13 protein-coding genes and 1 other annotated feature are annotated in these 12,955 nt (G+C 40.8%); of the genes, 7 read left to right on the forward strand and 6 right to left on the reverse strand.

Annotation, left to right across the window (positions count from 1 at the left end; translation table 11 throughout):
• Nucleotides 1-18: 18 nt before the first annotated feature.
• Nucleotides 19-1,122 carry a 5-methyltetrahydropteroyltriglutamate--homocysteine S-methyltransferase gene (locus J9537_RS12245; RefSeq protein WP_218256179.1) on the reverse strand — a complete coding sequence of 368 codons (1,104 nt, stop codon included), beginning with the start codon at nt 1,120-1,122 and terminating at the stop codon, nt 19-21.
• Nucleotides 1,123-1,177: 55 nt separating this feature from the next.
• Nucleotides 1,178-1,420: a binding site (T-box leader), on the reverse strand.
• 153 nt (nt 1,421-1,573) lie between these two features.
• On the opposite strand from J9537_RS12245, the gene J9537_RS12250 reads away from it, so the two are divergent.
• Genes J9537_RS12250 through J9537_RS12260 form a run of 3 tightly spaced genes read left to right on the forward strand, consistent with a single transcriptional unit; the run spans nt 1,574 to nt 3,661 of the window.
• A complete protein-coding gene (locus tag J9537_RS12250) occupies nt 1,574-2,245 on the forward strand; it encodes a response regulator transcription factor (protein WP_010745466.1) in 672 nt (223 codons plus the stop codon).
• Nucleotides 2,233-3,420 (forward strand): sensor histidine kinase, encoded by a 1,188-nt coding sequence (locus J9537_RS12255; RefSeq protein WP_010745465.1) that lies wholly within the window; start codon nt 2,233-2,235, stop codon nt 3,418-3,420. Before J9537_RS12250 ends, J9537_RS12255 begins: the two co-directional genes overlap by 13 nt.
• 58 nt (nt 3,421-3,478) lie before the next feature.
• Nucleotides 3,479-3,661 carry a P-loop NTPase family protein gene (locus J9537_RS12260; RefSeq protein ID WP_010745464.1) on the forward strand — a complete coding sequence of 61 codons (183 nt, stop codon included), beginning with the start codon at nt 3,479-3,481 and terminating at the stop codon, nt 3,659-3,661.
• Between the two features lie 55 nt (nt 3,662-3,716).
• Here J9537_RS12260 and J9537_RS12265 read toward each other — a convergent pair whose 3' ends face one another.
• Nucleotides 3,717-5,186 carry an IS1182 family transposase gene (locus J9537_RS12265; RefSeq protein ID WP_218255920.1) on the reverse strand — a complete coding sequence of 490 codons (1,470 nt, stop codon included), beginning with the start codon at nt 5,184-5,186 and terminating at the stop codon, nt 3,717-3,719.
• 69 nt (nt 5,187-5,255) lie between these two features.
• Between J9537_RS12265 and J9537_RS12270 the strand changes: the two genes are divergently transcribed.
• From J9537_RS12270 to J9537_RS12280, 3 genes are read left to right on the forward strand one after another with little or no spacing between them, the layout of a single operon-like run.
• Nucleotides 5,256-6,074 carry an ATP-binding cassette domain-containing protein gene (locus tag J9537_RS12270; protein ID WP_231371759.1) on the forward strand — a complete coding sequence of 273 codons (819 nt, stop codon included), beginning with the start codon at nt 5,256-5,258 and terminating at the stop codon, nt 6,072-6,074.
• Between the two features lies 1 nt (nt 6,075).
• Nucleotides 6,076-7,296: an ABC transporter permease gene (locus J9537_RS12275; protein ID WP_010745462.1), complete on the forward strand. Its 1,221-nt coding sequence runs from the start codon at nt 6,076-6,078 to the stop codon at nt 7,294-7,296.
• The gene (locus tag J9537_RS12280; RefSeq protein WP_010745461.1) at nt 7,280-7,900 is read left to right on the forward strand and encodes a hypothetical protein; all 621 of its coding nucleotides are present in this window, start codon (nt 7,280-7,282) and stop codon (nt 7,898-7,900) included. The genes J9537_RS12275 and J9537_RS12280 overlap by 17 nt, the downstream gene beginning before the upstream one ends.
• A 49-nt stretch (nt 7,901-7,949) precedes the next feature.
• Here J9537_RS12280 and J9537_RS12285 read toward each other — a convergent pair whose 3' ends face one another.
• From J9537_RS12285 to J9537_RS12295, 3 genes are all read right to left on the reverse strand, one after another.
• On the reverse strand, nt 7,950-8,420 hold the full coding sequence (locus tag J9537_RS12285; RefSeq protein WP_010745460.1) for a PTS sugar transporter subunit IIA: 471 nt from the start codon (nt 8,418-8,420) through the stop codon (nt 7,950-7,952).
• Between the two features lie 23 nt (nt 8,421-8,443).
• The gene (locus J9537_RS12290; RefSeq protein WP_010745459.1) at nt 8,444-9,946 is read right to left on the reverse strand and encodes a PTS transporter subunit EIIC; all 1,503 of its coding nucleotides are present in this window, start codon (nt 9,944-9,946) and stop codon (nt 8,444-8,446) included.
• 62 nt (nt 9,947-10,008) lie between these two features.
• Nucleotides 10,009-10,692, reverse strand: a complete 684-nt coding sequence (locus J9537_RS12295; protein WP_010745458.1) for an N-acetylmannosamine-6-phosphate 2-epimerase — start codon at nt 10,690-10,692, stop codon at nt 10,009-10,011.
• A 146-nt stretch (nt 10,693-10,838) separates the two neighbouring features.
• Between J9537_RS12295 and J9537_RS12300 the strand changes: the two genes are divergently transcribed.
• A complete protein-coding gene (locus J9537_RS12300; protein ID WP_010745457.1) occupies nt 10,839-11,657 on the forward strand; it encodes a MurR/RpiR family transcriptional regulator in 819 nt (272 codons plus the stop codon).
• A gap of 105 nt (nt 11,658-11,762) precedes the next feature.
• Here J9537_RS12300 and J9537_RS12305 read toward each other — a convergent pair whose 3' ends face one another.
• Nucleotides 11,763-12,917 (reverse strand): DUF3089 domain-containing protein, encoded by a 1,155-nt coding sequence (locus tag J9537_RS12305; RefSeq protein ID WP_010745456.1) that lies wholly within the window; start codon nt 12,915-12,917, stop codon nt 11,763-11,765.
• Between the last annotated feature and the right edge of the window lie 38 nt (nt 12,918-12,955).

The raw sequence follows: 12,955 nt of genomic DNA on the forward strand, positions 1-12,955 counted from the left end.
AGTCACTCTACTTTTGAATTAATCCGTCCAAACTTCTTTTGCTGTCTCAATGACTAAGCGTAACTTGGCCCATTGATCTTCTTCCGTTACTTTATTACCTTCATGGGTCGAAGAAAAACCACATTGCGGACTTAGACATAGCTGCTCTAATGGAACAAACTGTGTCGCCTCTTGAATTCGAGCTTTGATCGCTTCCTTGTCTTCTAGCTCCGGCGTTTTGGTGGTGATTAATCCTAGAACGATTCGCTGATCTTGGATATTTTCCAACGGCTCAAAGCTGCCAGAACGCTCATCGTCAAACTCTAAGAAGAACCCATTAAAGGCTTTAATGGATAATAAGCGTTTTGCGATTTTATCATAGGAACCATTGTATAACCAATAGGACTGGAAATTTCCTTTACAGAAGTGGAAGGTAACTGCTAAATCTGCAGGCTTCTTCGCTAGAACCGCTTCAGTAATGTCCCCAAACTCTTGAATCAATTCATCGGGATCAAAGCCGTTTTTAGCGATCAATCCGCGGAAACGTTCATCGAACAGTCCACCCCAGCTAGTATCGTCCAATTGCAAATAACGACAGCCCGCATCATAGAAAGCCTGAATCGCTGCCTGATATGTTGCAATCAAATCTTGAACAAACTCTTTCTTGTCACTATAGACCGGTGCTTCATGGTATTGCTTTGATAAAATAAAGGAATCCAAATAGATCATATTGGGTCCGGTATTCGTTTGTTTAGCGATCGTCTCTCCAGCCTGCTTTTTCGTAAATTTGAAATGATCTAAAAAGGGATGTTGAGAATCAAAGGAAAGTGGTCCGTTGACAAATGTTCCTTGCGCCTCAGTAGTAATGCCAAAAGCGGTCGTTTCAAAATCATAAACGGTAATACCATTTAAACCAGCAATAAAATCTAGATGCCACCAGCGACGACGAAATTCACCGTCAGTCACGGCCTGCAAGCCGATTTCTTTTTGCTTCTGGATCACTTTGATAATTTCTTCATCTTCTACCTTTGTCAAGGCTTCCTTCGTGATTGCGCCCTGCTTAAAATCCTCACGTGCTTTTTTTAATCTCGCTGGCCGTAATAGACTCCCCACTTGATCAAACCGAAATGGAATACTGCTCATAAAATCCTCTCCTTTTATAAAATAATAAAAAAGCCCTTAGACAGCCGAATAGCTGTCTAAGGGCATAATTGATATACGTTACCACCTTATCATACAGCGTCCTCGCGAACCGCTGTCTCATTAAGTACCCCATTCATTGGGAGACTTCTGCTGCTTAACGGGGCATTCCGTACCTTCCTAATTAGTCAGAAGGTCCACTCAAAAGCCATGTTCAAAACAAGTCCTTTCCATCTCTTTTCAGCTACCGAGACTCTCTGGGGGAAATCATTATTTCTACTTTCTTTCTCATAGTGTTTTAATATTCATCTAAGTTTAGAATAGCGGTCAGGTTTCCATTTGTCAAACCCTTTTTGAGTAAAAACTAGCTTTACCACTTCAATAACCCCATACCTTCTGACAATGTATTATGATACGATGAATCTATCAATACAACACCGTATGGAGGTTAACGATGAAAAAAATATTGATCATTGATGATGAGCAGGATCTGCTAGAAACATTCAAAGACTATTTTCAGCTAATGAACTATCTCGTTTATACTGCAGACAATGGCTTGGAAGGCTTGAAGCAATTACAGCATCAACCAGATATTATTATATTAGACGTAAATATGCCTGAAATGGACGGCTTTGAATTATGTACAATGATCCGAGAACAAATTGCTTGCCCAATCGTATTTCTTTCCGCCAAGGAGGATGAGGAAAGCCGAATCCAAGGTCTGACAATCGGCGGCGATGACTATCTAGTTAAGCCAGTAAGTTTAAAGGAACTAGCTTTGCGAATTGAAGCGCATCTTAGACGTGAGAATCGAAAACAATTCACTCGAAAAATAGCCTACTTTGGTGACTTGATGATTGATTATGACCAGAAGACTGTACAGTTTCAAAAACAAGAGATCTATCTTACTAAGATAGAGTTCGCTATCGTCGCGCTCCTTTCTAAGCACCCCGGCAGAGCTTTCTCCAAAGAAGAAATCTATCAAAAGCTTTGGAATTGGGACAAATTGGGGGACGCTTCAATTATCACAGAGCATGTTCGGCGAATTCGCAAGAAGCTTGCTGTGTATTCAGAGGATGAAATGATTCAAACCGTTTGGGGGGTAGGATATAAATGGATTGGTTAGATGAAGGGATTGCTCGGTTATTGGCTAAGAAAAGCAGCCTTAATCAAAGTCTGCTTCTTTATCTCTTTTTCGGGACAATAGCCGTTGCCCTCGCAACATTGATTACCATCTCTTTATGTGTTAGCTGGGAACGGTTGATCCTGATGTCGGACTCTGGAGATACACATTTTTGGGCTTTTTTGACATGGACTCCTTCTTTCCCCATTGAAAAAGAACTCCTGCCAACCATACGATTGATCGAGTTCATTCGTCGATACGCTATTTTTGCTTACGGCTTTCTAGGTGTCTATTTTTCGACAAAACTCTTCTATAATAAACGAATTCTACAGCCCATTACAATTCTAGAAAAAAGCATCGAACAAATCGACCAAGGAAATTATCATCAACCAGTCTATTACAGTACCTATGACGAATTTGAAAAGACGTCTCTTGGGCTAGATCACTTGCGGCTAACCTTGCAAACCAATCAACAGAAACTCCATGACCTTTATCAGGATCAGAAAAAAGTCAATGCAGCCTTTTCTCATGATCTCCGCACACCCTTAGCGACTATTCAAAATAATCTAGAGCTGATTGAAGCTTTTTATGAACAAGAACGTTTGACTCCAGAAGTGTTTGAAAAATCCGCTACGAAAATAAAAAACAATATCACTCGACTAACTTCTTTTTCTGAAACCATGCAGCAATTGCAAAAATTAGAAGACCGATCTCTTCATAAAACCATGCAGCCGTTGAAGCTGATTGAAGAGCATTTAGAAGACATCGGGCACCATTGGACGGAGAAACAATTAGTTATCATGAATGACTATCCCAAGATTACTGCCACTTATGATCTCGACTTGATCAACGAAGTGCTAGAAAATCTGTTGAATAATGCCTACCGTTTCGGGAAAACTACCGTCACCGTAACAATTACTTTACAGGATAAGCTGTTAATCATCTATGTAAAAGATGATGGACCAGGCTTTTCTAAAAAGGAATTAGTAACTGCCACTGAACCATACTATTCCCAAAATAAGAACAGTCACTTTGGTTTGGGTTTGACGATTGCCGAGGCACTAACACGAAAACATGGCGGCAATCTGAAAATCGCTAATAGTATTGAAGGTGGTGCTATTATCTCTGCCGTTTTTGACCTAAAAAATGAAAAATCCGCATTTGTAGAGAATTTATAGAGATTTAATGAGTATTCTTCAATTAAGGAAGCAACATTTAGTTTAGGAGGGATCAATCATGCACATCGAAATCAATCATTTAAATCAATATTACGGGAAAAGACAAGTTCTCTACGACATTAACCTGTCTATTTCAACGGGTATGTTTGGGTTACTAGGACGAAACGGCGCTGGAAAAACGACACTGTTGAAAACGGAGCCACTGATAAAGTACCCTAGTTTCTACAAAAACTCAGATTAATGAACGGAAAAAGCCCGATGATCAGCCTACAAAGTTGATCATCGGGCGTTCTTTATTATTTTTCTTCCGCTTTTTCATCAATCAGCTTAACGATTCGTTTTAAATTAGTGACAAAGAGCGTACTGGCTCCTTGAAGCATCATGCCCTCAATGTCTTTAGACCAAGAAACATTGTAGCCATGTCTGTTTTTGATTTCACTATTCTTTCCTTCAATCATATAACGCATACGGTAACGTTTTTGGAACGCTTCCGTTTCCTGAAATGTCTGTTGGTCGCTATGTGCTTGGGATTGAATCGTCACACTGTACGTTTTACTTTTTGCCCCTTCTTTATAACAGTCCTCATTCAATGGACAAGCTTGGCACTTTTTTACATCAAAATAGAAGGTCAATCGTTGGTTTTCTCCTTGATTTTTCTTTCCTTGAACAGCTTTTCGAAAGGCCAATTGTCCATTGGGACAGACGTACATTCCAGCGTCCTTATTATATTCCCACTCCTGTTCGGGATCTCGTGTGCCATTTGAAATCACTGGATGAAGTTTTGAATAAAGTTTAATTTTTTCTTCTGCTGTAAAAAGTAAGTTGGCTTTTCCTGAATACGCTGTATCACCGATAACTTCCTTCACATCAATTCCGTTCGCACGTGATTTTTCAACTAATTCTTTTAAATATGGGCCGTCTCCAACATCCCCACCAGTCACACTTGCGGCTGCGATAATTCGTTCTTCGGTGATAGCCAGATGGGTTTTATAGCCGAAAAATTCTGTTTCTGCGGTTTTATGTCCAACCTTTGCGGACGTATCGTGAGAATAGACTTCATATTCTTGGCAATCTTCAACCGTTTCTTTTAACTGATTGACTGACTCCGCGACTGCAGGTATGACGGACCATTCTGGATGTTCCTCAATTGCTTTTAAGAGCGTCTTTACATAGTCTTTTTCTGCTTGGTACTCGTTTTTTTGATTTTTTTCAGGCATGATCTGTTTCGCTTCAGGTTTTACTGTATAAATCGCTTTGCGCACCTTTTTTGAATAAGAACGTAAGAGCTCTATTGCGGATTTTTTATTAAATCTAGAAGCGGTATGTGTGGCATCTACGATAATTCCTTTGCTTTTGATAATCTCTTTTTCGATCGCGAGCTGAACGGTTTTGTTCAATAAGAGATCTAGTAAATTTGAATCGTTCAAGCGTTGTCGTCTGAATTTCGTCAGTAGACTTGGATCAATGACCTCGTCTTCTGGAGCTAAGCCAAGAAAATATTTGTAGGCCATGTCTGTTTTACTGCGAGCAACGAGATCCACATCAGACGCGGGAAACATCGCTTTTAACATCAAATATTTGAATAACTTAATCGGATCATAGGCATTGCGACCATCGTTTAAACAATATTTATTTTCTAGTTCCTCGTAAACAAAAGAAAAGTCAACTAACTCATTGAACCGACGCAAAATATGATCGGCTGGGATGAGTAAATCATAAAGATCACTATATGGACTAAGTTTGGTTTGAACCATTTGTTTAAGCATGAAATCGCCCCCTAGATACTTCTAATTATAAAGATATCTGGACAACGAATCACTATCTAAAAGAAAAAATTGTCGAAAGAAAATGCCTGCATTCTCTTTCGACAATTTTTGTTATTGAACTTTATCAGTGGCTCCTTGAAAACACTGGTCACTTTATTGCCGACAAATGAAGGCGACATTCTAATGAATGGCGTCAATATCCATGATCAGAAAAAAATTCGCTCCATCATTGGGTTTTTGCCGCAGGAATTTTCTATGTACGGGAATATGACTGCTTATCAAGCAATGGATTATCTGGCCGTGCTTTGTGAACTAGACAAACGAACTCGTAGAACACGCATCAATGCATTATTGGAGCAAGTGAATTTAACGATCCACAAAAATGTAAAGGTGAAAGCGATGTCTGGCGGTATGAAGCGACGATTAGGAATCGCACAAGCACTATTGAACGATCCGAAAATATTAGTGGTAGATGAGCCAACCGCCGGCTTGGACCCAGAGGAACGGCTCAGATTTCGAAACCTACTAGCGGAAGTAAGTGAGAATAAAATCGTTTTGTTATCAACCCATATCGCAGGCGATATCGAAGCGGCGGCAGAAAATGTCGCGATTTTGGAACAAGGGCGCATCATTTTTTCAGATTCAATTGAGGAATTACTACTAAATGCGCAAGGAAAAATCTTTAGTGTTCAAATACCGCGGACAGAGTTGAATACTGCTAAAAAACAAGTTCAAATCATCAGCCTGCAGCAGGAAAGCAGCACCTCACATCTCCGTTTTATCGGAAAGTCCGATGCCCAGATCATGCGCCATCCGCTAGTTATTGAGGAGCGTCCTACATTAGAAGATGCTTACCTCTACTTGCTATCATCGAAAGGTGGTGAGTAGGATGCTGCTGAAGAAAGAACTCGGACTAACCTTAAAAAGCCTCACCTATTGGCTCGTTGTCTTATTTATTGGTTTCTTTTTATTCACTCAATTAGGATCTGATTTTGTTTCATTGAAGCAGCCGGAGCCCGGTCAAAGTGATTATGGAACAACCCAAACTACCAACAAAAAAGACATTCAGCAGCAAACATTGTATCTGCTGCTGCAGCAGTATAACAACGAAAGCTATAATACCTATCCTTTCGGCTTTTTAAAAGTGGTGAAATTGACAAAATCCGATCAGGCAAAAATCAAAGAAATACTAGAGCAAGCAACGGGCCTTTCTATTCAAGAACTAAATCAGGCGCAATTAGAACAAACAAAACAAGCAGGAGATGAGACGGCTTATATGACCGATCCGATTACACTAGCAGAAGCATTTCCTCTAGCGAAAGATTACACCTATCAAAACTTTGAAAAGGACATGATCAAAGTTGAAAAATTAATTGGAGAAGGCTCAGACTTTTCGTCAGATGCTTATTTACATCAATCGATGAAAAATATGACCTATGAAGAGGCAAACGAGGCATTCAAAACGACGTTGACAAAAGACCGCGTTTCTGGTGCATTTGCTCGTGTAATTTGTGATTATTTAGGAATTATCTTATCTCTAGTTCCAGTTTTTGTCGCAGCGACAGTGGTATTAAGAGATAAAAGAGCCCACAGCCAATTAGTGATTCAGACGAAAAAAGTCTCTTCTTTCAGGCTGCAGGGGTCTCGATTTGTAGCAACGACTCTGCTAATTCTTCTCCCCGTTCTTGTGTTTAGTTTGCTGCCAGCGGTTCAATCTATCTATGTCGCACAAAACTATCATCAGACGGGAGATTTGCTACTTTTCTATCAATACATCATTGGATGGACGGTTCCAACCATCGTCGCAGTAGTAGGAATCAGTTTTTTGATCACTACTGTATTGAACGGACTAGTGAGTGTTCTCTTCCAGTTAGGTTTTTGGCTGTTATCTATCTTAAGCGGCGGCAGACAATTGGTAGGTGTTTTCGGACTAAGTCTCATGCCCCGATTCAACACGTTAGGCTCACGCGAACTATTTGAAACTATTTTTTCTGAACTGGTGATCAATCGAGCGTTTTGGTTCTTACTGGGAAACGTTTGTTTCTTTCTCAGTTGTATCGTTTTTGACCTCAAACGCAAAGGGAGGGTAAGTCATGGAAATCCTCGCTAAAGTTTCAACAACCTTCTGGCGATTTCACTTTTATCCTGCGGTGATTGCTGCACTGCTGCTGACCTTGCTTTTTCCAACATTCTTTGGTGTAGCCAATGCCTCGTTTGTACAAAGCGCTGCAATCTATGAACGTTTTTCTCCGCTGATTGGATTGATCTTATTTCTTCCCCTTTATCTGCCAGATATCTCGGAGGAAACAACTTTATTGATCAAGACGAAACGGTTTGCGTATGTAACCATACTCGTTCTACGCTTCATCCAAATCATCCTAGTTTTACTACTGTTAACCTGTGGATGCTTAGCTATCTTTGAATATAGCAATGCAACAATCGAATTTGATCGCTTTTTATTCAGTGGTTTGGCAAACGCTCTGTTTATGGGGGGATTATACGCTGTAGGTTTTTCTTTTTCTAATCAGCCGATCGCAAGCTTGATTCTACCTTTAGGCTATTATGTCGCCAGCCTGTTTACAGGTGACAAATATCTAAAAATTTTTTATCTCTTTACTTTGAGTGAAAAAGACACGGCTTCAAAACTTGTGTTGTTCTTTTGTGGAACACTATTCATTATCATCAGCTTCTTAATAATGAAAAGAAGAACGTAAAAAGCGCTCGACTCTAAGGGTACATCTTAGAATCGAGCAACTTTTCATTTTAGCCAATACTTTTTAACTGCTCACTGTGATTTACTTTCTTTTTTTCCAACGAATCAAAGCTTTCTCCGCCATTTGTAAGCAGAGTTAGGACAACCTCTTCTTTTCCAGCAGAACGAACCTTCTCAAAGTCTACTGTAACTAGTAACGTCTTTTCATCAACCGTTTGACCTTCTTTGACATGAACATCAAAAGGCTCACCTGCTAGTTCCACAGTATCAAGACCGATATGGATTAAAACCTCACTACCTAGGGTACTTTTTAATCCGATCGCATGCTTCGTCTGAAAAATGGTCGTCACCGTTCCTTTAATCGGTGCGTAAATCTCTGATGCTGTTGGCTGAATACCAAAGCCTTCTCCCATCATCTTTTGAGCGAACACCGGATCAGAAACTTCTGCTAATGGAACAAACTGACCATCCACTGGTGCGAAAAAAGCTTCCGTCTTTTTCTTTTTGAATAAATCAAACATATATTACCCTCCAATTCTGCACACTAATCATCGCGGCCTAATAGTTGGTTGATCTCTTGGCTATACAGGTCCGCTTTCCCGCCAAAAACAGCCTGAATCCCACCTTGAACTTCAAAAACTGCGGTTGCTCCAAGCCGCTTAAAGACTGCCTTTTGAACACTTTCTCCCTGCTTAACAGCCACACGGAGACGTGTCGCACATGCAGTAACGGTTTCAATGTTTTCATCTCCACCTAATGCGTCAATAATCTGCAACGCTTCCTCTTGTAAACTTTGAGAACCAGAATCATCTGCCACCTCTAGTATTTCATCCTCATTTTCCATTCCTGGAATGGCCACACGGAATTTCTTAATACAGAAACTGAAAACAAAGAAATAAATCAATGCCCATGCGATCCCAAACGGAATCACCTTTATCCAGTTCGTTTTATCATTTCCTTGCAGTACACCGAACAACAAGAAGTCGATCAAGCCGCCAGAGAATGAATTTCCGATGCGAATATTTAAGATGTCAGCAAAATAGAAAGATAAACCATCTAAAAAGGCATGAATCACATACAGCCAAGGTGCCACGAATAAGAACATATACTCAATTGGTTCAGTAATCCCAGTTAAAAATGAGGTCAACGCACCACTGAAATACAGGCCGCCATTTTTCTTGCGATTCTCTTTAGGAATGGCACGATACATGGCATAACAAGCAGCTGGCAGACCAAACATCATTGTGGCGAAACGTCCCGCGAAGAAACGAGTGCCATAAGTAAATAATCCAGTGTGACTAGAATCTGCTAATTGTGCAAAGAAAATATTTTGCGCGCCAGAAATTGATTGTCCGGCAACTGTTTCAACACCCCCTAAAGAGGTATACCAAAACATCGGATAAATTGTATGATGCAGTCCTACTGCACCCGTTAAACGTAATAAGAACCCATAGAAGAAGGAACCGATGCTTCCCATCTGTGCCACTTGATGTCCTACAACAACCAATCCATTTTGAATCGGCGGCCAAATCAGATAGAAGATACAGCCGATCGCGATTGCGCTAAAGGAAGAAATAATCGGGATAAAGCGTGAACCGCCAAAGAATCCTAAAAATTGCGGCAATTCAATTTTTCGATAGCGATTATGAAGAAAGGCGACCGTTCCACCAATAACAATAGAACCCACTACTCCGGTATCAATGCTGGCATCCTTGGCTGAAAATAATTCCAATAATCCGCTGATTGTCGCTGTATAAACTAAAAACGCTACGCCACCAGCTAATCCGGCTGTCCCTTTATCTCCTTTCGCTAGTCCAACAGCAATCCCAATCGCAAAAATCAAAGCTAAATTGGCAAAAACCGCATTTCCAGCAAAACTCATTACACTAAGAATGGCTTGCAGCCACGGCTGATTTAAAAATGGATAAGCTGCTACCGCACTCTCATTTGTCAACGCACCGCCTAATCCCAACAGCAAACCAGCTGCCGGCAAGATGGCGATCGGCAGCATAAACGCCCGTCCTAACTGTGAAAACTTTTTAAACATATTTTATTCTCCTCCTTATGTTTGACTACACGTATAGTTATTTCCTATAGCATCACTTCTCTTTAATTCGTTAAAGCTTGGATAAAACGAGCAGCAATCTCTTTCGGCCGAGTAATCGCACCGCCAACAACGATTCCGTCTGCCCCCAATGCTTGAATTTTTTTCGCCTCCTCTGGGGTATGGATTTGACCTTCAGCGATTACTGATATTCCTTCCTCAACTAGTGACTTCACTAACGCTTCATTTGATAATGCTTCCGCCTCTGTATAGCCTCTAAGTGTTGTCCCTACAAAATCCATGCCAGCTTGCCAAGCATTAAGTCCTTCTTCATAAGTAGCAATGTCCGCCATCAGCAACTGCTCAGGATACTTTTCTTTAATTTGTTTGATGAATTGATTGATCGTCTGATTATCTGGCCGTTGTCGCAAGGTACAATCTAAAGCAATGACTTCTACTCCAGTTGCGACTAAAGCATCCACCTCTTTCATCGTTGGCGTAATAAATACATCCGACCCCGAATACGTTTGTTTAATAATGCCAATGATGGGCAGGTCTACTTTTTCTTTGATTTGAAGGATGTCTCTCACAGTATTTGCTCGAATTCCGACAGCTCCGGCTTCCTTTGCCGCCAGCGCTATTAACGGCATCACGCCACCTTCTTCGGTATACAAGGGCTCTCCTGGTAACGCTTGGCAGGAAACAATCAAGCCACCTTTAATCACATCTAAAAATTCTTTTTTTTTCACGCTCCATTTTCACTCCGTTTTTAAATTTATTTGGATTATTACTCCAAAAATATAGCATGCGCTTTCAAAAATGTAAATAGCAAATGAAAAAAAAGTTGATTTGACGTATAATTTATTTTGACAACGGAAAGATTAAAGGAGAACCAATGACCATTACGTATACGATTCAGGAAAATTACCCAACACTGACTAAATCAGAAAAAAAAATTGCCGACTATATTTTGTCCAGCGGTGAAAAAATTGTGCACAGCACGATGAGTGATATCCGAGAGGCGACCAAGGTTGGCGATGGAACGATTATTCGTTTCTGTCAGAAGATCGGCTTTTCCGGTTTTTCTGATCTGAAAATCGCCATCGCTAAAGAGGACTTCAGCAAACAGCAGGAGGATACGCAGGAATCTGATCTATTTGCAAAGCGCATCAAGACGATCAATACCGCATTAAAAGCAACAAACCAACGCTTAGATAATGAGAAAATCAAGCAAGCCGTTCAATTAATCACTGCAGCCAAACAAATTTATATTTTTGGTGTGGGCTCTAGCGGGAATAGCGGAAATGACTTAGAGGCGATGCTGCTGCGGGTCGGGGTGCAATCTCATTCGGTGGTCGATCCCCACTTTCAATCACAGATTGCCTCTTTATTAACAGAAGAGGATCTGGTTATCGGCTTTTCATTGTCGGGCAGAACGAAAGACACGCATGATTCATTGAGCATTGCTAAAAAAAATCAAGCGAAAATTATCGCTATTACGAATTATCAGCTCTCACCCATTGCTCAATTGGCTGATATCGTTTTACAAACGGCGATCGAAGAATTTTTAGACGGCGCCTCATTGGCGGGTAAAATTTCTCAGCTTTATTTGTGTGATTTACTCGTTCAAGGTTACGAAATTGAGAACAATGTGAATACGATTGAACTAAGAGAAACGGTCCTACGATCGATCTTGGATAAAAGTTTGGATTAATCTCATAGACAAATAAGCACCCCCTCTAGTGATCTATCACTAGGAGGAGGTGCTCGTTTTGCCTATCAAAAACTGCCTATCGCTTTTGATAGGCAGTATGCAAATCTATTGTACGGTTTGTTGATTTTGATCAGTCACTGGTTGATCGGTTTGAGCTGTATCGGTCGTTTGCTGAGGATGCGTCGCAAAATATTGTGCTTCACGATTCTCCGCATTTTGTTGCAGATTGTAGTAATAGAAGCTAATGTCATTGTTTAGATATGAGCCTGCTGGGTACAGTTTACGTGTACTTTCTGGCATTTCATACTTAGCTTTGTCAACCGTTGAAGACACCACCAAGCCTCTTGTTCCATCCACTGTCGCGTCAGCAAGGTTCATCACCTTCGTGTAGTCACCATTGTCATTTCGGACATAGGATCCTAGGTTTTCTGCCGCTGTCGCAGGAGTACCATCCGTTCTCCAGTTGATCGGATTGATGGCTAGGGCCCCTTCATCCCAAGTTGGCAGTTCCCCTGTGAAATCTGGAGAAACTGTATTGTAAGAAACAACTACACCCGTATCGTCTGGTCCGGTCGCAAACTTCACCTGCGGATTGTCATTCATTTCCTGCTGCGTGACTGATTGACCCAATACATAGGCCGCAATCATCCGATCACTAACACCAGGGTTGTTTTTGAAGTAATCATACATGATGGCTTTAATCATACGAGCGCCTTGAGAATGACCCACTAGGATAAAGGGACGGTTATTGTTTTCATGTTTGATATAGTAATCAAAGGCCGCATAAACATCGGCTTTTGGCACACCATCCACGTATTCATTCTGTTCCGCTTTCGATTTTGAATACAGCCAGTTAGCGTCTAATTGACGATAATACGGCGCATAGATGTTACCACTAGTATCAAAAGCTGAACCTTGGGTTGCTAAGAACACCTGAGCACCTGCTCGCATGGTGGCATCATCAATTTTTGCTACAGGGGATGAATTCTTATCCTTTTGTGCATAAGCAGTAGGATACAACATGAACACATCTGCCTGACTAGTAATTTCGCTTGGCTTCGCTAACCAATTATCGGAATCACTATAGTCACTAGCTTTGATCGTCTCCCCTGATTTTTCTGGTTCCTTGACTTTTTTTATGGTTGTTTTCCGTGTCTCTTGTTTGGGTGTCTCTTCTTTGCTGAAAAAGGTCGTATAGGCATAATATCCGCCAGTCCCTAGTACAGCGATTATCAGTAATCCAATTAGGAATTTCTTCATTGTGTCCTCCAATAAAAAATTTATGTTCCTTCCTATTA

The organism is Enterococcus raffinosus (genome assembly GCF_019175485.1).
GTDB classification, from domain to species: Bacteria; Bacillota; Bacilli; order Lactobacillales; family Enterococcaceae; genus Enterococcus_A; species Enterococcus_A raffinosus.